We start from the raw sequence: 24,810 nt of genomic DNA on the forward strand, positions 1-24,810 counted from the left end.
CCCTGATCGCCCATCGGTTCCCAGCCGGGTTCGGAGAAGAACTCCGCCTTGAACGGCACACCGCAGTCGACGAGCCAGTCGAAGTGGGCGACGCTGCCGGCGCAGTAGTCGGCGATGCGCTCCGCGTCAGCACCCGGGCCCATCGCGACGTCGAGGAAGGCTGCCATGTTGTCGACGGAATCGTCGAAGCCACAGGCCCTTTGCAGCGGCGTGCCGCCACCGAGGTAGATGAAGCCGCCGGCCATGGCCGCCGCGCCGCCCCAGGAGCCGGTGCGTTCGAGCACCAGGACGTCGGCGCCGGCGCGGGCCGCTTCGACCGCCGCGGCGGCCCCGGCGATGCCGTATCCGGCGATCACGACGTCGGCCTCGTCGTCCCAGGAGGTGATCGACGCCGCCGGGACCGGGATGACGTCGGTATCGGGCGTCATAACCGCATCGCCGCGGGCATCTCGCCGATCCACTGGTGGCCCCAGTAGCTGTCGGCGGTGATTTCCTCAGCCGTGTAGTAGTTTTCGTCGACCCGCATGCCGTCGGTGCCGAACTCGATGTCCCAGTCGCCGGGGGCGCGCACATAGAACGACACCATTTTGTCGTTGGTGTGCCGGCCGAGCGTGGAGGAGAGCTGGAATCCTTCGGCGTTGACGCGGTCCAGCGCCTGACCCACCGCGTCGAGGGTGTCGACCTCGACCATGATGTGCACCAGGCGCGGGTCGCGCTGGTGCGCGGCCGGCACGATCGCCAGGCTGTGGTGTCGCTCGTTGATGCCGAGGAAGCGCACCCGCACCGGGCCGAACTCCTTGGGCAGCGGAACCCGGAACGCGCCGCGGGACCGGAACCCCAGTACCTCGGTGTAGAAGTCGAACAGGCCGCCCGGGTCAGTGGCGGGCAGCACGACGTGGCCCATGCCCTGGTCGCCGGTGACGAACTTCGCGCCGAACGGGGTGATCACCGGGCTGTGGTCGAGCACAGCGCCGTGGAAGACCTCGCACGTGATGCCGGCGGGGTCCTCGAAGGTGATCGCCTCCTCGACGCGACGGGCCTCGGCCTCGTCGTCGGTGAGGTGCTTGAACGCCACCCCGGCGCCGTCGAGGGCGGCCATGACCCGCTTCAGGCCGGGGTGGTCGCGCACCTCCCAGCCCACGGTCCGGATTCGTTCGGTCTCCCCGGGCAGCACGATCAGCCGGGCCGCGCGCTCGTCCATCCGCAGATACAGCGCTGCGGGGTCGGGCCCCTTCCCCTCGGCGAAGCCCAGGACGCCGAAGGCGAACTGCCGCCACCGGTCGATGTCGTCAGTTGAAATAGTAACGTAGCCAAGGCTTTTCAAGTCGGACACAGCGGCAGGCCTCTCAGATCAGCGCCCGCAGCGGGCCCGGGGGCGGCTCGACACCCAGCGAACTCAGGGCCGACGCGTGGTAGATGGTGCCGGGGACATGGATGGCGTGCATCTGCCCGACATGCACGTCGCGCCAGTAGCGCTGCAGCGGCTTGTCCATCCGCGACGCGTTGCCACCCGATCGGGCGAAGATCTCGTCGACCGCCGACACCGCGCGCCACACCGCGCGCACCTGGGTGCGCCGACCCGCCGCCCGGTCGGCGAACGACACCTCCTTGCCTGCGGCGACCATGTCGTAGATGCGGTCGGCGTTGGCGAGCAGTTCCTGGCGGGCGGCGTTGATGTCGGCTGCGGCCTCGCCGATGGCGTACATGACGTAGGGGTCGTCCTTGATCGCGGTTCCGGTGGCGCCGACACGTTCGCGCTGATAGTCCAGGTGTGCGGCCAGTGCGCCCTCGGCGATCCCGATGGTCGCCGCGGAGATCCCCAGCGGGAACATCGTCGACCACGGCATCAGATACAGCGGCTCGGTCATCCCGGCCTCGCGCTGGGCGGTGCCGTCCATCACCTTGGTGGCGTCCATGGTCCGGTACGACGGCACGAAAGCGTCGGAGACGATGACGTCTTTGGAGCCCGTTCCGCGCAGCCCCACCACATTCCAGGAGTCTTCGACGATCTGGTAGTCCCTGCGGGGCAGGATCATGTGCAACATCTGCGGCGGCATGGTCGGGACGCCGTTGGCGTCGCCGAGCATGGCGCCCAGGATGATCCAGTCGCAGTGGTCGGTGCCCGAACTGAACTGCCAGCGGCCGTTGAAGAGATAACCCCCATCGACAGGCTTGGCGACGCCCTGCGGCGCGTACGGGGAGGCCATCCACGTGTCGACGTCGTCGGCCCAGATCTCGGCCGCGACTCTCGGGTCGGCGTACGCCAACTGGTAGGGGTGCACGCCCACCACGCCGACGATCCAGCCGGCGGCCGGATCGAGTGCCGCGGTGGCCATCGTCGTCTCGGCGAACTCGCGGGGGTGGACCTCGAAGCCCTGGTAGCTCTTGGGCTGCAGTAACCGGATCAGGCCGGCTGCCTTCATCAGCTTCACCGAGTCATCGGTGAGCCGGCCGATCCGCTCGGATTCCACGGCCTGGTCGCGTAACTGGTCGGCCATCGCCACGACCCGGTCAAGTACCCGTTCGCTCATTTTCCTCGTCCTTACGTGTGTGGGCTTACTGAATGGTTTACCGCAGTCCATGCGCCGACTCTCTGATGATCCCGATCAGCGGGCGAAATCGGGTCGAAATCGATGTGCGAATTTCTCGCCGACACAACGGCAGCTGCGGCCCGAACACGTCGAGTTCGACGCCGTCGGCGCCCTCCTCGGCGAACCGCTCACAGTGGCAGCGGCCGGTGCCTCGCGCGGCCCGGGTCACCATGACCACGCGACCACGCAGACCCGGGATCACGATGCCTTGATCAGCGAGAACCCTGTGTAACCGGCCCCGGCGACCTGGTCGCAGATTTCCAGATACACCCCGAACCCGCCGATGAAAAGCATGAACACCCGCGGCTTGCCGGGGACGTTGGCGCCCAGATACCAGGAGTCGGCCCTGGTGAACAGGGTGGCCTCGGCCCGGCGGGCGCACTCGACGCCCCAGTCGTCGACGGCGTCCGGGGTCGCCTCGATCGCCACGTAGCCGTGAGCGTCAAGATAGGCGATGCACGCGGCGATCCAGTTCACGTGCGCCTCGGCGTGCAGCACCATGTTGGCCAGCACCGCGGGAGCACCCGGACCACACACCGCGAACATATTGGGGAACCCGTCGATGCCCAGGCCGAGATAGGTGCGCGGCCCGTCGCTCCAGTAGTCACGCAGCCGCCTGCCGCCCCTACCCACGATCTCGATCTTGGCCAGTGCGCCGGTCATCGCGTCGAAACCGGTGGCGAGCACGATCATGTCCAGGTCGTAGTGGGCGTCGCTGGTGTTGATCCCGGCAGCGTCGACGGAGACGATCGGGGTTTGGCGAACGCTGACCAGTTTCACGTTCGGACGGTTGAACGTCTGAAAGTAGTCGGTGTCGGTGCAGATGCGCTTGGTGCCGATCGGGTGGTCGTTGGGGATCAGCAGTTCGGCCACCGCCGGGTCGTCGATAATGGCCCGGACCTTCTCCTCGTAGAACTTGCGGGCTTCGTCATTGGCGGCCAGGTCGGTCATCTGGTCTGAGAAGGTCTTGGAGAACAGCACACCGCCCAGATCCCAGCGCTTCTCGAACGCCGCGCGTCGTTCCTCAGGTGTGGCCTCCATCGTCAGCTTGGGGTGCGCGACATGGGGCGAGCCGCCCGAGCTGCGCCACGACGCTCGCCGCCGCTGCGCGTAATTTGCCTTCACCTCGGCGCGATCGGAGTCGGTGAGCGGGCGGTTGCCCGCGGGAACACTGTAATTCGGGGTCCGCTGGAAGACATACAGCTGTGACGCATCTGCGGCGATGATCGGGATCGACTGGATACCAGAGGAACCGGTGCCGATGACCGCGACCCGTCTGCCGGTGAAGTCCACCGGCTCGTGCGGCCACGCGGCGGTGTGGTGCACCTCCCCGGCGAAGGTGTCCAGACCGGGGAATTGCGGGGTCATCGCCGCGGACAGCGGACCTGTGGCCATCAGGCAGAAGCGGGCGGTGACACACTCACCCGTGTCAGTGGTCACCGCCCAACGCAGCCTCTGCTCGTCGAGCACCGCGGACGTGACCCTGGTGTTCAGGGTGATGTCCCGGCGCAGATCCAAGCGGCCGACGACCCAGTTCATGTAGGCCAGGATCTCGGCCTGGGTGGCGTACTTTTCCGACCAGTCCCATTCCTGCTGCAATTCATGGGAAAACGAATAGCAGTAGTCCACGCTCTCGACGTCGCACCGGGCACCGGGGTACCGGTTGAAGTACCACGTGCCGCCGACATCGGGGCCTGCCTCGAACACCCGGACGGTCAACCCGTCGGACCGTAGCCTGTGCAGCGCATACAGACCGGCAAAACCGGCCCCGACCACCACCACGTCTATGGCCGCAGCCACCGGCCGATCACCGCCACTATTCACACGGTCAACGGTAGATCCTGCCGGCCGCAGGCAGGCGCGGCGTCCCGGTGACCGGACTGCAGGATGGCCAGTCTCCCGGGTGGACCGATCGACACCGTGGTGGTTCCGGACAGCACACCGCCGGAATCACTTCGCGCGCTGCGACGCTCGATATTGGCGAGGATGCCTGGCGCGCCATGCTGGATGTCATTCTCACGGGCGTATGGCATACGTGCTGCGCCGGCGCGCAGCACCTGATTGCGCGTGGCGCGGGCGCCATGATCGTGACGAATTCCATCGCCGGACTGCGCGGTCTGGTTGGTGTGGCCCACTACGCCACCGCCAAGCACGGGGTGGTCGGGCTGATGCAGATCCTCGCTAAAGGGCTTGCGCCGCATAATATCCAGGTTAATTGTGGGCATCCCACCAATGTCGACACGCCGCTGATCCAAAACGACGCGGTCCGCGGTGCATTCCGCCCTGACTCGGATCGGCCACCCACCCGCGCCGAATTCGCCGAGGCGGCGCGGATCATGAACAAGTACAGGTTCCGAGTTCGCCAAACAGTTGGCGGCCGACGGATTCAATGTGGTCCTGATCGCCCGCAAGCCGGGATCGTTGCGGCGCACCGCGCGGGCGTGCCGCGAAATCGGGGTAGACGCTTCCGAAAAGCCAGGCGTCGAGTGCACTGCTCACGGAGTGAGATTCCCCGCCCAGCCGGCCGGGCCGGGTCCGGCGCTACCGCGACAGGAACGCCAGCACGGTGCTCTCGAACGCCTCCTTGGCCTCGATCATCGCCCAGTGCCCGGACTTGGGGAAGATGTGCAGTTCGGCGTTGGGGATGGTGCGCATCGGGATGAGTGCCATGTCGGGTGGGCTCACCCTGTCGTCGCGGCCCCATGTCAGCAGCGTCGGGGCGGCCAGCTTGTGCATGGTCGCCCACGGCATCGGCCGGTCGGAGGCCTCCATCGCCGCGGTCATCGCGGCGAACGCCGCCTTGCCGTACATGCGGCGCGCGGCGGCCAGCGTCTCGGGGTCGGTGGCCAGCTGCCAGCGTTCCTCGATCAGCTCGTCGGTGATCAGCGACTGGTCGTAGACCATCGATTTGAGCCAGTCCACCAGCCGTTGCCGCGTGGGGTCCTCGGTGAACTCCTGCAGCAGCCGGATGCCCTCGCTGGGACTGGCGCTGAAGATGTTCGTGCCGATCCCGCCGATCGTCACCAGCCGGCCGATGCGGTCCGGGTTGCGGATCGCGAAGTTGATGCCGACCCCGCCGCCCATCGAGTTGCCGATGACGTGGACCCTCTCGACGCCGAGCGCGTCCAGGAACGGCACGACGGCGCCGTGCGCGGTCACCATCGGATGGCCCCCGACGTCCGGGCTGACGCCGAAGCCGGGGAACTCGAGGATCAGGCAGCGGTAGTGCTCGGCGAAGCCGGGCAGCAGTCCCCGGAAGTTGCGCCAGCCGGTGACCCCGGGGCCGGAGCCGTGCAGAAACAGCAGCACCGGGCGGGAGCCGGGGCCGCAGTCGTAGTACCGCAGGGTGCCCTTGGGGGTTTCGACTTCGCGCAGGTCGTCTTCGACGGCGATCGGTTCAGAAGTGTTGGCCACGCCTGTCACCCTGCCATGGCTGCGCGCCGAATGGACAGCGCCGTTCCGCATGCCGGTCATCCGGCGACGAGCGCCCAGCGCTGAGCCGGGCGCCATCCGGGCCATGGACCAGTTGGGAGCCGCCGCAGATCGACGAGGTCCGCGCTACACGGCCGTCATCGGACGAGGTAGGGCCGGAAGTGGCTCGTGGTCGCCGGGGTGACGCCGTTCAGGTCGAAAATCGCGATCACCGCGCGCAGCAGGTCGGGGGACCACTCATGGAACGGATGCTCGTCCACCCGGGCGAGTAGCTCGCAGCGAAGATAGTCGAGGTCCAGTTGTCGGTCGTTGGTCATGAGCGGGTGGGCGGTGGCTGGCGCATCGACCCAGGCTCCTTCCCGAAGGTTGGGCGATTACTTAGGCGCCCTCTGGTTTTCGTCTTCGCGCGGTGTCTCATCTCAACCGACGGTAAGCCCGGAGCCCAGCGCGTGTACAGCCCAGCGGCCCGACTCGAACCCAATTCCCGGCGGAAAATCAGCAGGTTGTCAGCTTCGCGGCGCCGTGAGCGCCGCAGTGGAGACGCCGCGTTGCATCGCGGTTTCCGGCAGACGTCTGCGACCTGGATCGGTGTCCAACGTTTGCCCGGCGTCAGCCAGCACTACTCACAGCGAACCGGTGTGCGAATCATGCATGCCGAACCTGCGTTGCCGCTGCGATCAGCTGTTCGACCCGCGGGGCGGAATCAGCGTCGCCGACGATGCCATCGAGGACGGCCTCGACGGGCTTCGCTGGCTGCGGGAAAGCGGTTATCAGGGCGGGCAAATCGTCGTGGCCGGCGACTCGGCCGGGGGATACCTGGCGTTCATGACCGCGCTCTCCGCCATCCGCGCCCGTGTCGACAAGCCGGCGGGCATCGCGACGATCTCACCGCTCGCGGATGCGGACCCGGCGGAAAAATTGATGCACCCCAATGCCCGCCGGTGCTCTATGTTCACGCGCGCCGCGTTGTCGATATTCGCCCGATATCTCGGGGAAGTGCAACTTCCCGGCACGGACGGCTCCGCGGGCCCCGTCGTCTCGCCGGTAGATGCCGACCTGTCCACCTTGCCCCCGGTGACCATCCACGCAAGCTCGGACGAACTGCTGCTGCCCGACGCTGAGCTGATGGCACAACGCCTGGAAGCCGCGGGAATCCGCTGCGAACTGCATCTTTGGGACGGACAGATCCACGATTTCCCGTTGGCGGCCGATATTTTGCCCGAAGGGCGCAGCGCTATTCGCCACATCGGCGATTTCGGCAAAGAGGTCACCGCCGAACGCAACGAGCTGCCCGACGAGCGCGCAGGCACGCCGTGGACGCGCAACGTGCCGGCGATCACCGGCGTGGGATAGCCTGTGCGCTGCGAAAAATATTGTGCCGCAGAGCAACAAGACGTGAAATCCGGCCAGGGGCGATCTCCGCTGCTCCCGCCGGTCAGCAGCGCTCGTCTCCCGCACATCGTCGGGGATTTCGTTGCCGCTGTCGTGCAGGGACGACGGGGTGTCACCCTTGGGATCCGGTCCGATGGACGACCGTAGCGTCTGGCTCCGATCGGTCGTGCTGCCGATACAGTGAAGAGGATGAGTCGACCAGCCCCGCCCGTGCTGACCGTGTGCTATGAGGGCTCCGAGCGAACCTTCGCAGCTGGAAGCGATGTCGTGATCGGGCGCGACCTGCGTGCGGACGTCCGCGTCGGGCACCCGCTGGTCTCGCGGAACCACCTGATCGTGAGGTTCGACCAGGACCGCTGGATCGTCGTCGACAACGGAAGTCTCAACGGCCTGTACGTCAACAACCGCCGGGTCCCGGGCGTCGACATCCAGGACGGCCTGCGGGTCAACATCGGCAATCCGGACGGTCCCGCGATGACGTTCGAGGTCGGCCGTCGCGGCGCCTCGGCGGGGCGGCCTCCGCCGACGACCTCGATGCCGATCGTCGATCCGCGCGGCGCCGCCGACGGGGCCCCCACCCAGTACCAGGCGCAGCCCGTCGCGCACCGGGCCGGCCGGCCGTATCAACCACCGTCGGCTTCGTTCCGGCACCTTGCGCAACCACCCAGTGGCCCGCAGCAAAGCCACCCGAGTGGGCCACTGCCGGGCCAGCCGGCGAAACCGCCATCCCGCCATCCGGGCAGCGCGCACCACGTGGGCCCGACCAGCGGGCCGCATCAGGGGCCGCAGATTTACCGGCCGCCACCGATGCCGGTGCCCGCGACAGCGTCAGACGGGCCCAGAGCGGTCGAGACCGGCCGCATCGGTGCAGACCCCACCAACATCGCGACGTCGATGATGCGGATACTGCGCGCGGGCAGATCGGCCCCGGAGTCGGTCCCGGGGGCGATCAAGATCGGCCGGGCCAACGACAACGACATTGTCATCCCGGAGGTGCTGGCGTCCCGTCACCACGCCACTCTGGTCCCGACCGACCGCGGCACCGAGATCCACGACAACCGCAGCATCAACGGCACCTTCGTCAACGGAGCCAGGGTCGACTCGGCACTGCTGCACGACGGCGACGTGGTCACGATCGGCAACATCGATCTCGTCTTCGCCGGCGGTGCGCTGGTGCGCAACGACAGGACCGCGACCGCGACACCCACCGGCGGCCTCGACGTGCGTGGCGTGACGTGGACCATCGAGAACAACAAGACGTTGCTGGACAACATCTCGATGGGGGCGCACCCAGGAACGCTGACGGCCGTGATCGGACCCTCGGGCGCGGGCAAGTCCACGTTCGCCAGGTTGGTCGCCGGCTACACGCACCCGACCACCGGCACGGTGACGTTCGAGGGCCACAACGTCCATGCCGAATACGCCTCGCTGCGCAGCAGGATCGGCATGGTCCCGCAGGACGACGTCGTGCACGGTCAGCTGACGGTGCACCAGGCACTGATGTATGCCGCCGAACTCCGGTTGCCGCCGGACACCACCACAGCGGACCGGGCCCAGGTGGTGGCCCGGGTGCTCGAGGAACTCGAGATGACCCAGCACCTGCAGACCCGCGTCGACAAGCTCTCGGGTGGCCAGCGCAAGCGCGCGTCAGTGGCGCTGGAACTGCTCACCGGCCCGTCGCTGCTGATCCTCGACGAGCCGACCTCGGGTCTGGACCCGGCCCTGGACCGCCAGGTCATGACGATGTTGCGGCAGTTGGCCGACGCGGGCCGCGTGGTCCTCGTGGTCACCCACTCGCTGACCTACCTCGACGTCTGCGATCAGGTGCTGCTGCTGGCCCCCGGCGGCAAGACCGCGTTCTCCGGGCCGCCCACCCAGATCGGTCCCGCGATGGGGACGACGAACTGGGCTGACATCTTCAGCGCTGTGTCCAACGACCCCGACGGGGCCCGCGCCCGCTATCTGGCGCGGACGGGTCCGCCGCCACCGCCACCGCCGGCGGAAAAACCCGCCGAACTGGGCGATCCGTCCCACACAAGCCTGGTCCAACAGTTCTCCACCATCGCCAGGCGGCAGATGCGGTTGATCATCTCCGACCGCGGCTACTTCGCTTTCCTGGCGGTGCTGCCCTTCATCATGGGTGCGCTGTCGATGTCGGTGCCGGGCAGTGTCGGCTTCGGCGTCCCCAACCCGATGGGCGCCGCCCCCGATGAGCCCGGGCAGATCCTGGTGCTGCTCAACGTCGGGGCGGTGTTCATGGGAACCGCACTGACGATCCGCGATCTGATCGGCGAGCGGCCGATTTTCCTGCGGGAACAAGCGGTCGGCCTGTCCACTTCTGCCTATCTGCTTGCCAAGGTCTGCGTCTACACGGTGTTCGCGGTGATCCAGTCGGCGATCGTGACGGTCATCGTGCTGATCGGCAAGGGCGGCCCGACCCAGGGGGCCGTCGCGTTGGGCCACCCCGGCTTCGAGCTGTTCGTGGACGTCGCGTTGACGTGCATCGCCTCGGCCATGCTCGGGTTGGCGCTGTCCGGCGTCGCCAAGTCGAACGAACAGATCATGCCGCTGCTGGTCGTGGCGGTGATGTCGCAGCTGGTGTTCTCGGGCGGCATGATTCCGGTCACCGACCGTATCGGGCTCGACCAGATGTCCTGGGCAACGCCGGCAAGGTGGGGTTTTGCGGCGTCAGCGTCCACCGCGGACCTGCTCAAGCTGGAGCCGGGTCCGGTGACCCCGAAGGATTCGCATTGGCGTCACAGCCCCGGCGCATGGTGGTCCGACATAGCCATGCTGCTGGTGATCAGCATGGTCTACCTGACCTTCGTGCGGTGGAAGATTCGCCTCAAGGGTGGCTGAGAACCCGCCGGCGATGGCGACGATCGCGACGTCTCACGCGGTATGTCGCCAAATGTCAGGCACCTTTGCGGGTCACCTGTTCCGCGGCCTCGCGCATCCGGTCGGATAGTTGCAGCAGATCGTGCTCGCCGACCCCGTGGGGCAGGGTGTACGCCAGCTGGCGCAACTCGACGGCGTAGGTACGCAGTTCCTGGCGAAGGCGTGTCTCAACAGTGGGCATGTGTTTCTCCCCGTGCTCTTCGGATCGAGCGGTACGCCTGATTCCGGACCAGTCGATCCCATGATCCTTGCAGGCCAGCCGTGAGCCCGCGAGGGTCGAGGCGCGGTTTTACCGGAGTTTGACAGGGCGTTAACAGTTTGACACCCGCATGCCGTTTGAGGTGCACTTCATTGCTGCCGTTCATGCAAAATGGCTGCCGTTCATGCAAACGGAGCCGCGGCCGTCCTATCACCCGCCGACCCGCGCACCGCGCAGCGCCGCCTCCGACGCCGGCGTTGCTGAGCGCGGCTAAGCAAACTGTTAGGGTTCGCGCTAGACCGCAGCGGCAAAGGGGCCGGAATGGATTTCGAACTCGACGCCGGCCAGCGTGCCTGGCTGGCCGAGGTCCGCGAATTCCTGCGCGTCAACGTCACCCCCGCGCTACGCGCCGAACTAGCCCAGCACGATCTCGAGTTCCCCAACGGTGAGCTCGCGCGTTTCCGCCGCCAGATCGGCGAGCAGGGCTGGTTCGGACTGAGCTGGCCGCGCAAGTACGGCGGGCTTGGAGGCGAACGGGGCCTCGGCGCGGTGTATCAGCACCTGCTGATGAGCGAATTCGAATACTGGGGCGTGCCGGGTCCGGACCTGACCGTCACGTCGGTGGCGCCGATGATCATGCGGCACGGCACCGAGCAGAACAAGGCCGAATGGCTGCCGCCCATCGCCAGAGGCGAGATGGTCTGCGCCGTCGGCTATTCCGAACCCGACGCCGGCACCGACCTGGCCGGCCTGCGGACCCGCGCGACACGCAACGGCCGGGAGTGGGTGATCAACGGGTCGAAAATCTGGAACAGCGGTGCCCAGCGCGCCACCCACGAGTGGCTGTGCGTGCGCACCGATCCCGGCGCAGTCCGGCATCGCGGCATCTCCGTCATCATCGTCCCGATCGACAGCCCCGGCGTGCAGATCCGCCCTCTCTACGCCTGGTCGGGCTACCGGACCAACGAGGTTCACTTCCGCGACGTGCGGGTCCCGCTCACCAACCTGGTGGGCGAGGTCAACCGCGGCTGGACCTACATCACCGGAGCCCTCGACCTCGAGCGGGGCGCACTGACCAACGCCGGGGACCTGCGCCGTGCCGTGGAGGAGTTGCGGGAACTCGCGCGCAGCCCCCGCCGCGACGGCACCGTGCCCGCCGACTGCCCGGTGCTGCGCCGCCGACTGGCGCAGGCCGCAGCCGACGTGGAGGTGGCCACCCTGATGGGCTACGAGGCCGCCTCGATGCTCGACGGCGGCGTCATTCCTTCGGTGGAGGTCAGCGTCGAGAAGATCTTCACCAGCGAGCTGCGCCAGCGCATCGCGGATCTGGCGCTCGATCTGCTCGGCCCGGACGGCCTGCTGGCACATCGCAGCCCACCGGCCCCGCTGGCCGGGAAATTCGAACGACTCTACCGGGCCGCGCCGCTGATGCGCTTCGGCGGCGGCACCAACGAGGTGCTCCGTGACATCATCGCCCAGCGCGGCCACGGCATGCCCTCGTACGGACGCTGAGCGATGAGACTGCTCCCCACCGACGAACAGCGCGAGTTCGCCTCGGCGTCGCGGGCGCTGCTGGCGGCGGAATGCCCGGTGAGCCTGGTGCGCGCCCTGGGCGAACCCGGCGCCGACCGCAGCGCCCCGGCCCTGTGGAAGGCGCTGGCCGGTGCCGGGATCTTCGGGCTTGCCATCGCCGAGGAGTACGGCGGCTCCGGGGGCTCGCTCGACGATCTCGCCGTCTTCTACACCGAGACGGGCCGCGCCCTGTGTCCGACGATGGTGCACAGCACCGTGCAGGCGGTGCTGGCGATCGACCAGCTGGGTCCGCCCGTGCTGAAAGCGGCGTGGCTGCCGCCGCTGGCCAACGGCGGCATCCGCGGCACCACCGCGTTGTGGAACGCCCGCGATGCGGCCGCCGTATCGCCTGCCCTGCAAGCCGTCCCGGACCGGGCGCACTGGCGGCTCAGCGGAACCGTGGACTACGTCGCCGACGCCGACGTTGCCGACCTCGTCGTGGTGTCGGCCGCCGAGGCCGGGCGCACGCTGGCGTTCGTCGTCGACACCCGGGCCGACGGACTCGCCGTCGAGCCCCTCGACATGGCCGGCGGGCACCGGGCTTTCACCGTGCGCTTCGAAGACGTGGCGGTGCCGCCCGACGCGCTGCTCGGCGACGGCGTGGGCGAGCCCGCGCTGCGCCGGCTCGCCAACACCGCGGTGGCATTGGGATCGCTGGACCTGGTGGGCATCGGCCAGGCGGTGGTGGACCGGACCGTGGACTACACCACGCTGCGTCATCAATTCGGCCGGGCGATCGCGTCGTTCCAGGCCGCCCAGCACCTGGTCGCCGACATGCACATCGCCCTGGCCGCAGCGCGCCTGGCCGCGCATTCGGCGGTCTTCTGGATCGCGCGCGGCCACACGGCGAGCAGGGAGACGGCCATCGCCCGCATGAAGGCGGCCCGCGCAGCCCGGCTGATCACCCTGGACGCTCACCAGCTGCACGGCGGGATGGGTTACGTGACCGAGACGGACCTGCATCTGTGGAGCGAACGGGCGCGGCTGGGTTCGACGCTGGGCGGCGGGCCGGACGTCGCCGCGGCATGGCTGGAGGAGGCCCTGGAACTGGAGGAGACCTTGACAGATGAGTGAGGACACGCTGATCGACGCCGAGTCGGCGTCCCGGGTGGGCACCGTCGCCGCCTCGGCGACGGGCGAGGTGAACCGGCGCGACTGGCAGCGGTGGGCGGCGGCGGTGGGTGACCGCAACGCGCTGTGGTTCGACCCGGACTACGCCAGGGCCAACGGGTTTCGCGACGTCATCTGCCCGCCGCTGTTCCTGCAGTATTCCGTGCTGGGCGTGACGCACCTCGAGACGTTGCGGCCCGACGGATCCTCCGGCGCGGTGTCGGGCAGCCTGGCGTTTCCCCGCGCCCCCAAGCGGATGGCGGGAGGGGAGAGCTTCACCTTTCACCTGCCGTCCTATCACCGTGACCGAATCGAGATGGTGCGCACCATCGACTCGATCACCGAAAAGCAGGGGCGTTCTGGCAGATTCGTCTTGGTGACTTGGCGGACGATCTACCGCAATCAGCACGGTGATCTGGTCGCCGACGCATCGACCTCGATGATCGCCCGGCCTTAGGAGTGCCGTGACCGACCAACAGGTCTTCTTCGAAGACGTCGCCGTCGGGCAGCGCATGCCCGCGCTGACCGTCAGCGTCGACGAAACCCAGCTGTTCTTCTTCAGCGCCGCCACCTACAACGGCCACCGCATCCACTACGACAAAGACTGGGCTCACGACGAAGGCTACGACGACGTGCTCGTCCAGGGACCACTGCAGGCGGCGCTGCTGGCACGCGCGATCGGCGACTGGATCGGCGGCGGCGGCCGCCTGGTGTTCTTCTCGGTGCAGAACCGGGCCGTCGCTTATCCCGGCGAGTCCCTGCGCTTCGGCGGGGTGGTCACCGCCACGCGCCTCATCGACCGGAGCGCCGGCCTGGTGGACCTCGACATCGCCGGCCGCCGCGACGACACCGTGCTGATGCCCGGGACGGCGACTGTGCGGTTGCCCCGGCGCGGAACGCCGTCATGACAGGGCTGCGGGGCGAAGCCGCCATCGTCGGCATCGCCGAACTGCCTGCCCAACGACGGCTGACCGCGCCGCCCCTGTTCACCCTCGACCAGTACGCGGCGTTGGCGAAGATGGTCGTCGAGGACGCCGGCATCGACCCGGCCGCCATCAACGGCCTGATCACCCACGGGGTGGCCGAATCGGCGATGTTCGCGCCGGCCACGCTGTGCGAATATCTCGGCTTTCCAATAGATTTCGGCGAACGGGTCGACCTGGGCGGAGCCTCCTCGGCGGGGATGGTGTGGCGGGCCGCGGCCGCCGTGGAACTCGGTGTCTGCGATGCGGTGCTGGCCGTCGTACCCGGATCGGCGTCGCTACCCCAGTCCGACACCAGGGCGGCCGCCGCCCCGAATTGGTATGGGGCGTCGTCGAACAACTACGGCTCGCCGCAGGCCGAGTTCGAGATCCCCTACGGCAACGTGGGCCAGAACGCGCCGTACGCGCAGATCGCCCAGCGGTATGCGGCCGAGTTCGGCTACGAGCCGGCCGCGCTCGCCAAGATCGCGGTGGACCAGCGCGCCAACGCGTGCGCGCATCCGGGCGCGGTGTTCCATGGCACCCCGATCACCGTGGACGACGTGCTCGCCAGCCCGATGATCGCCGACCCGATCCACATGCTGGAGACGGTGATGCGGGTGCACGGGGGGGCGGGTGTGCTGATTGCCAACGCCGACATCGCGCGCCGAAGCCGGCACCGGCCGGTGTGGATCACCGGCTTCGGCGAGCACATCGCGTTCAAGACCCCGACCTACGCCGCGGACCTGCTGTGCACGCCGATCGCCCGCGCTGCCGACACGGCGTTCACGATGGCCGGGTTGAGCCGCTCCGACGTCGACATGGCCTCGATCTACGACTGCTACACGATCACGGTGCTGATGAGTCTCGAGGACGCCGGATTCTGCGCGAAAGGCGAAGGCATGCAATGGGTCACCGAACATGACCTGACCTACCGCGGTGATTTCGCGCTCAACACCGCCGGCGGCCAGCTCTCCTACGGGCAGGCCGGCATGGCGGGCGGCATGCACCACGTCGTCGACGGGGCGCGCCAGGTCATGGGCCGGGCCGCCGACGCGCAGGTTCCCGACTGCCAGACCGCGTTCGTCACCGGCAACGGCGGCATCATGAGTGAACAGGTCGCACTGCTGCTGGAAGGGGACTAAGGATGACCACGCCGGTGACGACGCAGAGCGAAGCGATGAGCAGGAGCGGCGCAGTGAACCCGACCGAACCCCGTCCCATCCCCGAACCCACGCCGGTCTCCCGGCCGTTCTGGGACGGACTGGCCGAGCACCGCATCCTGGTCCAGTACTCGCCGTCGGCGGGGCGCTACGTGTTCTATCCGCGCACCCTGGCCCCCGGGACGCTGGCCGACGACCTGGAATGGCGTGAAATCGACGGCGCCGGAATGCTGTACACGTTCACCGTCGCCCGCAGGCCCACCGGGCCGCCCTGGGCCGACGCGCTGCCCCAGTTGCTCGCGGTGGTCGAGTGGGACGCCGGGCCGAAGATCAGTACCGAATTGGTCGACGTCGACGCGAGCGACGTCCGGATAGGAATGCGAGTGATGCCGGTGTTCTGTGATCTCCCCGAAGCCGGGATCACCCTGCTGAAGTACCGGCCGGCATGAGCGGGCCGACGATGCGCACCCACGTCCACCGGACCCAGGTCGACGACTACCTGCGGGACATGTTGCGCGAATTGGACGCCGGGTTCCCGCGCGTCGAGACCATGACGGGTGCGGCGGCGCGGGAGGCGGTGGCCAGACGCCGCATGCCCGTCAACAACGCGGGTGACGTGCACAGCGCCGTCGACCACTCGGTGCCGGGGCCGGCCGGGGAGATCCCCGTGCGGGTCTACCACCCGCACGGCGAGCCGCGCGCCGACCGGCCCGCGATCGTGTTCTGTCACGGCGGGGGATTCGTCTTCTGCGGCATCGACTCCCACGACGGCTTCTGCCGCGCCCTGGCGCGCGGCAGCGAGGCCGTCGTCGTGTCGGTCGACTACCGGCTCGCCCCCGAACATCCCGCGCCGGCCGCCGCGCTCGACGCCTTCGCCGCCTTCTGCTGGACTGCGGATCACGCGGCGGAGCTGGGCATCGACGCGGCGCGCATCGCCGTCGCCGGTGACAGCGCCGGCGGGAACCTGGCGGCGGTCGTCGCCATCCTGTGCCGCGAGCGGGGGGGCGCCCTGCCGGCCGCCCAGGTGTTGCTCTACCCCGTCATCGACCCGTCGTTCGACACCGAGAGTTATCACCGCTACGCCCAGGGTCCCTTCAACACCCGCGCCGCGATGCAGTGGTACTGGCGTCACTACCTCGGCGGTGACGCGATCGTCGACCCGCCCTACCTCGTGGCCCCGGCGCGCGCGGCGTCGCACGCCGGTCTGCCGCCCGCGGTGGTCCTCACCGCCGGGGAGGACCCGCTGCACAGCGAGGGCTGCGACTACGCCCGCCGGCTGCACGACGCGGGCGTGCCGGTCGTGCACCGCGATTTCCCCGATATGTTCCACGGGTTCATGACGATCCCGTCGCTGGCCGCGTCGGTGCTGGCGCGCGACCTGGTCTACGCCGACCTGCGCACGCTGCTCGACCCCACGTCCGGGAGCTGAGACCGTGCCGGAGACGGTCCAACAACTGCTACGGCAACGCCGGCACGACGACACCCCCGCCGTAGCGCACGGCGACCGGACCTGGACCTGGCGGGAACACCTCGCCGAGGCCGAGGCCGAGGCGGCCGCGCTGATCGCGCTCGCCGACCCCACCCGTCCGTTGCACGTCGGCGCCCTGCTGGCCAACTCGCCGGAGATGCTACGCGCGATGGCCGCCGCCGCGCTGGGCGGCTACGTCCTGTGCGGTGTCAACACCACCCGGCGCGGCGCCGGCCTGCTGGCCGACATCCGGCGCTCCGACTGCCAGATGCTGCTCGTCGACGACGAGAATCTGCCGCTGCTGGAGGGCCTCGACCTGTCCGGCGTGCAGGTGCTGGCCGTGAGCGGATCCCGCTACGCCGGGGCGGTCGCGGCCGCGCCACCCCTGGTGGCCCACCGCGAGGTCACCGGCGCCGACACGCTGATGATGATCTTCACCTCGGGCACCAGCGGAAATCCCAAGGCCGTGCGGTTCGCGCACGGGATGGCGATCATGTGCGGGGCGAGCCTGATCTTCCAGTACGACGTCACCGCCGCCGACGTCTGCTACTTGTCGATGCCGCTGTTCCACTCCAACGGAGTCGCCGCCGGGTGGGCGGTCGGTGTCGGCTGCGGCGCCACGATGGTCCCGGCCCGGTTCTCGCCGTCGCGCTTCCTGGACGACGTGCGCCGCTATGGCGTGACCTACATGAACTACGTGGGCAAGCCGCTGGCCCTGATCCTGTCCACCCCGGAACGCCCCGACGACGCCGACAACACCCTGCGGGTGGCGTTCGGCAACGAGGCGACCGACCGCGACATCGACGAGTTCGCACGGCGTTTCGGCTGCCGGGTGATCGACAGCTTCGGTTCCAGCGAGTTCGCGGTGATCGTCGTGCGCGAGGACGGCGCCCCGCGCGGCTCGATCGGCAAGCCCTATCCGGGGGTCGGCATCTACAACCCGGCGACGTGTGAGGAGTGTGCCGTCGCCGAGTTCGACGAGAACGGCGCCCTGACCAATTTCGACGACGCGGTCGGCGAACTCGTCAACACGGCGGGCGCGGGCCCGTTCACCGGTTACTACAACGATCCCGCTGCGACGGCCGAGCGACTGCGGCACGGCATGTACTGGTCGGGCGATCTGGCCTACTGCGACGCCGACGGCTGGATCTACCTGGCGGGCCGCACCACCGACTGGATGCGGGTCGACGGCGAGAACCTGGCCGCGGCGCCCATCGAGCGGATCCTGGGGCGCATTCCCGAGGTCAGCCAAGTCGCCGTCTACGCCGTGCCCGACGAGCGGGTCGGCGACCAGGTCATGGCCGCCCTGGTCCTGCGCGCCGGAAGCCATTTGGAGCCGGACGTTTTCGCGAAGTTCCTGGTCGCCCAGCCCGATCTGTCGCCGAAGGCGTGGCCACGCTACGTGCGCATCGACGCCGCCCTGCCGGTGACGGCCACCAACAAAATCCTCAAGCGTGACCTCGTCGCCGCCGGCGCCGACGCGCAGGGCGGCGTGCTGTGGACGCGGCCCGCGCGCGGCATCGCCTATTCGGCGGTCAGCGCCCCGCCCGGCTGACGGCATCGCCGGCGTCGGCCGGTTGCGGAGCTTCCCCGAACCGGGCCAGCGCGAGCGTCCCCGACACCGCGATGACGAATCCCAGCACCACCAGCCAGCCGAGGCCGTCGCGCGCACGGTCACCGAGCCACACCACGCCGACCAACGCGGGCGCGACCGTCTCACCGACCACCATCCCCGCGACCGCGGTGGTGACGGATCCGCGATGCAGTGCTGAGGTGAGCAGCAGAAATCCCACGGCGCCGCCGGCGGCCGCCGCGTAGAGGGCGGGATTGGTGTAGAACGAGCGCGCGGTGGGATCGACCACGTCGATGAGTCGCACGCCGACCTCGATGACGCCGAAACCGCTTCCGGCGCACAGTCCCAGCGCCAGCGCGCGCGGTCGGTCCGGCAGCCGGCCCGCGGCCGCGCCGGCCACGAATATCGCGGCCACCAAGCCCAACAGCGCCCAGCCCAGCCCGGCGGGGGCACGCCAGACATGCCCCGGCCCGGCGCCGAGCGCGAGCACGACCAGGCTGACGCACACCAGGCCGACCGCCGTCCATTCGGCCGGCGACAACCGTGCCGACAGCACCCACGCGGCCACGACCCCCGTGACGGCGATCGACGCGGCCAACGCCGCGGCGACGACGAAGATCGGCACCATCCGCAGCGCGGCCACTTGCAGCGCAAAGCCGAGCAGGTCGAGGACCACGCCGGCGAGATAGCGCCACTGCCGGGCGGCGCGCACCAGCAGGACCGTGTCGACACCCGAACCGCTGCCCGCTTCGACTGATCGCGTCGCTGCCGCCTGCAACACGGAGGCGGTGCCGTAGCAGACCGAGCACGCGAGGGCGAGTAGGAAGCCGATCAGCACACCCTGACATTAGGCGCACCGCGGGTATCGGCCCGTGGCCGGCGGGGACGCGACCGCCATCCTGCCCGCCAGGCGTGCCGCCCGGGTGGTCCTGCGCGCACGCCGCCCCGTCCCGTCCCTGACGACTCCGTCGACTATCCGGCCGCGGTTTTCCTATCATGTGGCGATGAGCGCCGCTGGGTTGGAGATCAGGGGTTCGCCGGCATTCGACGCGCAGGACCCGGCACGGTTCCGCGCTGAGGGCTGGTGGTCGGACGCAACGTTGTCTGAATCGGTCCGCCGCAACGCCGAGGGATCGCCCGATCGTCCCGCCTACATCGACCATCCCGGCGACGCGCTGACGTGGGCCGAATTCGATTCGGCGGCAGACGCTCTGGCCGGTCAGCTGGCCGCCGCCGGCGTCGAGCGCGGTGACCGGGTGGCGGTGTGGCACGGGGACTCGGCCGCCATCCACGTGTTGTTCGTCGCCATCGAACGCTGCGGCGCCGTCGTCGTCGGCATCGGCGCCCGCGCCGGCACCCGCGAGTTCGCCGCGATCCTGCGTGGCGCCCGGCCACACCTCGTGGTCAGCGACTGCGCGCGCAGCGCCGCGGTGGCCGGCGTCGGCGCCGAGACCGGGCTGTCGGTGCTCACCCTGGAGGGCCTGCACCTCGATACCGACGCGGCGCCCGCGGCCCCGCGCAGCGATGCCCGGCTCGGCCCCGACGACGTCTTTTTGATCAACTCCACCTCCGGGACCACCGGGCTGCCCAAGTGCGTGGTGCACACCCAGAACCGCTGGCACTACTTTCACCAGAAGGCCGTCGCCAACGGACGCCTGCGGCCCGACGACGTGTTCCTGCCGGTCATCCCCATGCCGTTCGGATTCGGGATCTGGACCAGCCACACCACCCCGATCTACCTCGGTGCCACCGCCGTCATCCTCGAGCGGTTCACCACCGCGGCGACATGCGAAGCGATCGAGCGGCACAAGGTCACCGTGTTGTGTTGTGTCAGCACACAATTGACCATGCTGATGGCGGATCCCGCCATCCGTGGCTACGACCTGAGCTCGTTGCGCGTGGTGTTCACCGGCGGCGAGGCGCTGCCGTATCGGCCCGCCGCCGAGTTCGAGCACCTGACCGGTGCGACGATCCTGCAGTTCTACGGCTCCAACGAAACCGGGCTGCTCAGCGCCACCACCCTCGACGATCCGCGGCAGCGCCGGCTGCGCACCGGTGGGCGGATCGTCCCGGAGATGGCGGTCCGGCTCTTCGACGGGGACCGCGACGTCACCGGCACCGGGCGGGGCCAGCCCGCCTGCCGGGGTCCGGCGACCAGCCTGGGCTACCTCGGCGGCACCGACCACGACAAGCTGTTCACGCGCGACGGGTGGATGCGGATGGGCGACATCTGCGAAATCGACGCGGACGGCTATCTGAGCGTCACGGGTCGCACCTCGGATTTCGTCCTGCGCGGCGGTAAGAACATCAGCGCGGCGCAGGTCGAGGACGCGGTCACCGGCCATCCCGCGATCGCGGTGGCCGCAGCGGTGGCGATGCCCGATCCGGTGTTCGGCGAGAAGGTCTGCCTCTACGCCGAGCTCGCCGGTTCGCCGGGCATCGACCTGCCCGAGTTGTCCGAATACCTTGTGGCGCAAGGAGTGTCCAAGGAACTGCTGCCCGAGCGGCTCATTGTGGTCGACGAGCTGCCCCGTTCGTCGGGAGGCAAAATAGCCAAAGGCCTCCTCCGCGACGATATCCGCGCCAGAATGGAGGCCGATGACGCAGAGTGCTGAGGCCAGGCGGGGCGGCCTGGAGGTGTGGTCGCCGTCGGTGGTGCCCCCGATCGGGGTCGAGCTGTCCGACGAGCAGGCGCTGGCTGTGGCGTTCCGGCACCTGGCCTCCATCGGTTTCGCCGAGAACATGGCCGGACACATCACCTGGCAACTCGACGGGCAAACCGACATGTTGGTCAACCCGTGGGGCCTGTGGTGGGCCGAACTCACCGCCTCCGACATCTGCGCCGTGGACGGTGACGCGCGGGTGCTCCGCGGTCGCTGGGACGTCACCCCGGCCATCCACATCCACACCGAACTGCACCGGGCCCGCGAGGACGCGCGGGTGGTCATCCACAACCATCCCTACTCCGTGTGCGTGCTCGCCGCGCTGGGCAGGCTGCCCGAGTTGGTGCATCAGACCGGATCGCTGTTCCTCGACGACCTGTGCCTCGTGGACACCTACGACGGCGAGATCGACAGCCCCGCGCGCGCCGCAGACCTCGCGGCGCGCATCGGGGGCGCCAACCTGACGATCCTGGCCAACCATGGCGTCATCGCCACCGGTCGCAACCTGCCCGAGGCCGTCTACCGCGCGGCCTCGATCGAACGGGTGTGCAAGCTGGCCTACGACGTCATGCTGACCGGCCGCGAGCCCGTCTCGATGAACTGGTCGGACATGGCGGGCATGCAACGCTCGCTCGTCGAGCGGGCGGCTGACGTGTACTGGGCCGGGGCGGCGCGGTTGACCATCAAGGCTGATCCGGAGGTGCTCCGGTGACTCCCCGGTCATCCTGTGTGAATCCAGGGCGGCGACACGCCGGGCGACCGCACCGCCACTTCACACTCGAAGCCGTCATTTCGCACTCGATGGGATACTGACACGTGAAATCCATCGAAGAGTTGGCCGCGGACCTCAACTTCACGACCGCCAAGACGGGGGACACCCGGTCGGTCACCCTGCTGCCCGACCCGCCCCGGGCGCCGCGCCGCTACACGGTGATCTCGGTCGACGACCACATCGTCGAACCTCCCGACACGTTCGCCGGGCGGGTGCCGCGCCAGTTCGCCGACCGCGCACCGAAAGTCGTCGACACCGAGCAGGGCGGGCAGACCTGGGTCTATGACGGCCGGCAGCTGCCCAACGTCGGGTTCAACGCCGTGGTCGGGCGGCCGGTGGCCGAATACGGCTTCGAACCCGTCCGTTTCGACGAAATGCGCAGGGGTGCTTGGGATATCAACGAGCGCGTCAAGGACATGGACCTCAACGGCATCTACGCCTCGCTCAACTTTCCCTCCTTCCTGCCCGGCTTCGCCGGGCAGCGGCTGCAACAGGTGACCCCGGACCGCGAGCTGGCGATGGCTGCCGTGCGCGCCTGGAACGACTGGCACCTCGAGGTCTGGGCGGGGTCCTACCCCGACCGCATCATCCCCTGCCAGCTGCCGTGGCTGCTGGACCCCGCGGTCGGCGCGACGATGATCTACGAGAACGCCGAGCGCGGCTTCCACGCCGTCACTTTCAGCGAGAACCCGGCGATGCTGGGTTTGCCGAGCATTCACTCGGGGCATTGGGATCCGATGATGGCGGCGTGCGCCGAGACGGGCACCGTGGTCAACCTGCACATCGGGTCGTCGGGCTCCTCGCCGTCGACCACCGAGGACGCGCCCCCGGACGTGGCCGGCGTGCTGTTCTTCGCTTATGCGATCTCGGCGGGGGTCGATTGGCTGTATTCCGGGCTGCCCAGCAGGTTCCCCGACCTCAAGATCTGCCTCTCGGAGGGCGGAATCGGCTGGGTCGCCGGGCTGCTCGACCGCCTCGACCATATGCTCAGCTACCACTCGATGTACGGCACCTGGCAGGCGCTCGGTGAAAGCCTCACTCCAGCAGAGGTTTTCACACGCAACTTCTGGTTCTGCGCGGTCGAGGACAAGTCGTCGTTCGCGCAGCGGGACCGCATCGGGGTGGGCAACATCATGCTGGAGGCCGACTACCCGCACTGCGACTCGACCTGGCCGCACACCCAGCAGACCGTCCACGAACAGATCGGGGATCTGCCGCAGGACGTGATTCGCAAGTTCACCTGGGAGAACGCGTCCCGGTTGTACCAGCATCCGGTGCCGGTCGACGTGCAGCGCGATCCCGAGGCGTTCTGACGTGCTGACGTGCTGTGGACGGCCCAGGTCGATGCCGGTTCGCGGGATCGCCATGAACCCCGCCGACAATGCGCCGACTGCCCTCCGGTGACACCCACGGCCCGCACCTGACAGTATCCTTCAGCGTGAAGCGACCCAATTTTCTCGTAATCGTTGCAGACGACCTGGGGTTTTCCGACATCGGCGCGTTCGGCGCCGAAATCGCCACGCCCAACCTGGACAAACTGGCCTACGCCGGGATCCGGTTCACCGATTTCCACTCCGCCCCGACCTGCTCACCCACCCGCGCGATGCTGTTGACCGGGACCGACCACCACGTCGCCGGGATCGGCACGATGCTCGAGGTCGCCGCCCCGGGATTCACCGGCGCGCCCGGCTACGAGGGCTACCTGAACGACCGGGTCGTGGCGCTACCCGAATTGCTGCGCGACGCCGGCTACCTGACGCTGATGGCGGGAAAGTGGCACCTGGGCAACACGATCGAGACATCGCCCTGGGCGCGCGGCTTCGAGCGCTCGTTCGCCCTGCTGCCGGGCGGCGCCAGCCACTACGGCGGCGCCGCCGCCGGTCAGGTGCCGATGCCGACGCTGTACACCGAAGACGACCGGTTCGTCACGGTCGGCGACGACTTCTACTCGTCGGACTTCTACGCCGACACACTGGTGCGGTATCTGGCCGAACGGGCGCCCGGCGATGAGCGGCCGTTCTTCGCCTATCTGCCGTTCCAGGCGCCGCACTGGCCGCTACAGGCGCCGGACGACTCGATCGCGTCCTACCGCGGCCGCTACGACGAGGGGCCGGACGCGCTGCGCGAGGCGCGCCTGGCGGCGCTCAAGCGGCTCGGCCTGTGTCCGGAAGACGTGGTACCGCATCCGGTCGTGGCCGACGGGGCCCCGGAGTGGGCCGACATGACCGACGAGGAGCGGGCGCGCTCGGCCCGCAGCATGGAGGTCTACGCCGCGATGGTGGACCGGATGGACCACAACGTCGGCCGGGTGATCGACTACCTTTCTCAGACCGGTGAGCTCGACGACACGATTGTGATCTTCCTGTCCGACAACGGCGCAGAGGGCGCCGCCCTGGAGGCGTGGCCGCTGCGCGGCCCCCAGATCGTGGCGCAGATCGAGAAGAACTTCGACAACAGCCTCGACAACCTCGGCAGCCCCACCTCGTTCATCTGGTACGGCCCACGCTGGGCCCAGGCCGCGACCGCGCCGTCGCGCCTGCACAAGGCGTTCACCGCCGAAGGCGGCATCCGGGTGACGGGTTTCGTCACCTGGCCGGGCTTTGCGCGGCAACGCGAGATCGGCACGGCCTTCGCGACCGTCATGGACATCGCCCCCACGGTGCTGGAACTGGCCGGCGCCGAACACCCCGGCACCGCCTACCGCGGGCGAGAAGTGGCACCGATGCGCGGCCGCTCGCTGGTGCCGTACCTGTCCGGTGCCGCCGAGGCCGTCCACGACGCGGACACGGGCACGGGCTGGGAGTTGTTCGGCCGGCGCGCCATCCGGCAGGGCGACTGGAAGGCGCTGTACCTGCCCGAGCCCCACGGCCCCGGCGCCTGGCAGCTCTACGACCTGCCGCGCGACCCCGGCGAGACTGACGACCAGGCCGCCGCGCATCCCGACAAGCTCGCCGAACTCCTGGCTTTGTGGGACCGCTACGTCGAGGAGAACGGCGTGCTGCTCGAGCCCGTTTC

At 69.0% G+C, this 24,810-nt stretch carries 21 protein-coding genes and 3 pseudogenes; 15 read left to right on the forward strand and 9 right to left on the reverse strand.

Going from position 1 to position 24,810, the window contains the following annotated elements:
- The 5 genes and pseudogenes from AC2VOK_RS16320 to AC2VOK_RS16340 form a co-directional block, all read right to left on the reverse strand.
- Positions 1 to 428, reverse strand: a 428-nt coding sequence (locus tag AC2VOK_RS16320; protein ID WP_428901415.1) for an FAD-dependent oxidoreductase, incomplete at its 3' end; no start/stop codon positions are given.
- A complete protein-coding gene (gene bphC, locus AC2VOK_RS16325) occupies positions 425 to 1,333 on the reverse strand; it encodes a biphenyl-2,3-diol 1,2-dioxygenase (RefSeq protein ID WP_428901416.1) in 909 nt (302 codons plus the stop codon). The genes bphC and AC2VOK_RS16320, both read right to left, overlap by 4 nt.
- 13 nt (positions 1,334 to 1,346) lie before the next feature.
- Positions 1,347 to 2,531, reverse strand: coding sequence for an acyl-CoA dehydrogenase family protein (locus tag AC2VOK_RS16330; protein WP_428901417.1), 1,185 nt, complete (start codon positions 2,529 to 2,531; stop codon positions 1,347 to 1,349).
- Positions 2,532 to 2,679: 148 nt separating this feature from the next.
- Positions 2,680 to 2,763: pseudogene (locus AC2VOK_RS16335) on the reverse strand (SDR family mycofactocin-dependent oxidoreductase); the annotation flags it as partial.
- Positions 2,764 to 2,789: 26 nt separating this feature from the next.
- Positions 2,790 to 4,415, reverse strand: a complete 1,626-nt coding sequence (locus AC2VOK_RS16340; protein ID WP_428901418.1) for a flavin-containing monooxygenase — start codon at positions 4,413 to 4,415, stop codon at positions 2,790 to 2,792.
- Between the two features lie 116 nt (positions 4,416 to 4,531).
- On the opposite strand from AC2VOK_RS16340, the pseudogene AC2VOK_RS16345 reads away from it, so the two are divergent.
- Positions 4,532 to 4,933 (forward strand): annotated as a pseudogene (locus AC2VOK_RS16345) (SDR family NAD(P)-dependent oxidoreductase); the annotation flags it as partial.
- A 199-nt stretch (positions 4,934 to 5,132) separates the two neighbouring features.
- Here the strand turns inward: AC2VOK_RS16345 and AC2VOK_RS16350 are convergent.
- Positions 5,133 to 6,014: an alpha/beta fold hydrolase gene (locus AC2VOK_RS16350; RefSeq protein WP_428901433.1), complete on the reverse strand. Its 882-nt coding sequence runs from the start codon at positions 6,012 to 6,014 to the stop codon at positions 5,133 to 5,135.
- A gap of 146 nt (positions 6,015 to 6,160) precedes the next feature.
- Positions 6,161 to 6,340 carry a hypothetical protein gene (locus tag AC2VOK_RS16355; protein ID WP_428901419.1) on the reverse strand — a complete coding sequence of 60 codons (180 nt, stop codon included), beginning with the start codon at positions 6,338 to 6,340 and terminating at the stop codon, positions 6,161 to 6,163.
- A 400-nt stretch (positions 6,341 to 6,740) separates the two neighbouring features.
- Here AC2VOK_RS16355 and AC2VOK_RS16360 point away from each other — a divergent pair.
- A pseudogene (locus AC2VOK_RS16360) lies at positions 6,741 to 7,376 on the forward strand (alpha/beta hydrolase fold domain-containing protein); the annotation flags it as partial.
- Between the two features lie 228 nt (positions 7,377 to 7,604).
- Complete coding sequence (locus tag AC2VOK_RS16365) at positions 7,605 to 10,274, forward strand: FHA domain-containing protein (protein ID WP_428901420.1); 2,670 nt, start codon at positions 7,605 to 7,607, stop codon at positions 10,272 to 10,274.
- Between the two features lie 55 nt (positions 10,275 to 10,329).
- Here AC2VOK_RS16365 and AC2VOK_RS16370 read toward each other — a convergent pair whose 3' ends face one another.
- Positions 10,330 to 10,494, reverse strand: a complete 165-nt coding sequence (locus AC2VOK_RS16370) for a hypothetical protein (RefSeq protein ID WP_421528357.1) — start codon at positions 10,492 to 10,494, stop codon at positions 10,330 to 10,332.
- Positions 10,495 to 10,833: 339 nt separating this feature from the next.
- Between AC2VOK_RS16370 and AC2VOK_RS16375 the strand changes: the two genes are divergently transcribed.
- From AC2VOK_RS16375 to fadD1, 8 genes are read left to right on the forward strand one after another with little or no spacing between them, the layout of a single operon-like run.
- Entirely contained in the window at positions 10,834 to 12,024 is a 1,191-nt protein-coding gene (locus tag AC2VOK_RS16375; RefSeq protein WP_428901421.1) for an acyl-CoA dehydrogenase family protein, read from the forward strand.
- A gap of 3 nt (positions 12,025 to 12,027) precedes the next feature.
- Positions 12,028 to 13,158 carry an acyl-CoA dehydrogenase family protein gene (locus tag AC2VOK_RS16380; RefSeq protein ID WP_428901422.1) on the forward strand — a complete coding sequence of 377 codons (1,131 nt, stop codon included), beginning with the start codon at positions 12,028 to 12,030 and terminating at the stop codon, positions 13,156 to 13,158.
- Positions 13,151 to 13,651, forward strand: a complete 501-nt coding sequence (locus AC2VOK_RS16385; protein ID WP_428901423.1) for a MaoC family dehydratase — start codon at positions 13,151 to 13,153, stop codon at positions 13,649 to 13,651. Before AC2VOK_RS16380 ends, AC2VOK_RS16385 begins: the two co-directional genes overlap by 8 nt.
- A gap of 55 nt (positions 13,652 to 13,706) precedes the next feature.
- Entirely contained in the window at positions 13,707 to 14,102 is a 396-nt protein-coding gene (locus tag AC2VOK_RS16390) for a hotdog family protein (RefSeq protein ID WP_428901434.1), read from the forward strand.
- Positions 14,099 to 15,301, forward strand: coding sequence for a thiolase family protein (locus tag AC2VOK_RS16395; RefSeq protein WP_428901424.1), 1,203 nt, complete (start codon positions 14,099 to 14,101; stop codon positions 15,299 to 15,301). Before AC2VOK_RS16390 ends, AC2VOK_RS16395 begins: the two co-directional genes overlap by 4 nt.
- A gap of 53 nt (positions 15,302 to 15,354) precedes the next feature.
- Positions 15,355 to 15,768 (forward strand): Zn-ribbon domain-containing OB-fold protein, encoded by a 414-nt coding sequence (locus AC2VOK_RS16400; protein ID WP_428901425.1) that lies wholly within the window; start codon positions 15,355 to 15,357, stop codon positions 15,766 to 15,768.
- Positions 15,765 to 16,748, forward strand: coding sequence for an alpha/beta hydrolase (locus tag AC2VOK_RS16405; protein WP_428901426.1), 984 nt, complete (start codon positions 15,765 to 15,767; stop codon positions 16,746 to 16,748). Before AC2VOK_RS16400 ends, AC2VOK_RS16405 begins: the two co-directional genes overlap by 4 nt.
- Positions 16,749 to 16,752: 4 nt before the next feature.
- Positions 16,753 to 18,342: a fatty-acid--CoA ligase FadD1 gene (fadD1, locus tag AC2VOK_RS16410; protein ID WP_428901427.1), complete on the forward strand. Its 1,590-nt coding sequence runs from the start codon at positions 16,753 to 16,755 to the stop codon at positions 18,340 to 18,342.
- Here the strand turns inward: fadD1 and AC2VOK_RS16415 are convergent.
- Complete coding sequence (locus tag AC2VOK_RS16415) at positions 18,323 to 19,198, reverse strand: DMT family transporter (protein WP_428901428.1); 876 nt, start codon at positions 19,196 to 19,198, stop codon at positions 18,323 to 18,325. The genes fadD1 and AC2VOK_RS16415 overlap by 20 nt on opposite strands.
- 166 nt (positions 19,199 to 19,364) lie before the next feature.
- Here AC2VOK_RS16415 and AC2VOK_RS16420 point away from each other — a divergent pair, with 166 nt between their 5' ends.
- The 4 genes from AC2VOK_RS16420 to AC2VOK_RS16435 form a co-directional block, all read left to right on the forward strand.
- Entirely contained in the window at positions 19,365 to 20,975 is a 1,611-nt protein-coding gene (locus tag AC2VOK_RS16420) for a class I adenylate-forming enzyme family protein (RefSeq protein ID WP_428901429.1), read from the forward strand.
- A complete protein-coding gene (locus tag AC2VOK_RS16425; protein ID WP_428901430.1) occupies positions 20,959 to 21,735 on the forward strand; it encodes a class II aldolase/adducin family protein in 777 nt (258 codons plus the stop codon). The genes AC2VOK_RS16420 and AC2VOK_RS16425 overlap by 17 nt, the downstream gene beginning before the upstream one ends.
- A 104-nt stretch (positions 21,736 to 21,839) precedes the next feature.
- Positions 21,840 to 23,108 carry an amidohydrolase family protein gene (locus tag AC2VOK_RS16430; RefSeq protein WP_428901431.1) on the forward strand — a complete coding sequence of 423 codons (1,269 nt, stop codon included), beginning with the start codon at positions 21,840 to 21,842 and terminating at the stop codon, positions 23,106 to 23,108.
- A 125-nt stretch (positions 23,109 to 23,233) separates the two neighbouring features.
- The coding region (locus AC2VOK_RS16435) for an arylsulfatase (RefSeq protein WP_428901432.1) at positions 23,234 to 24,810 on the forward strand (1,577 nt) is incomplete at its 3' end.

Source organism: Mycobacterium sp. TH-M116 (assembly GCF_057473685.1).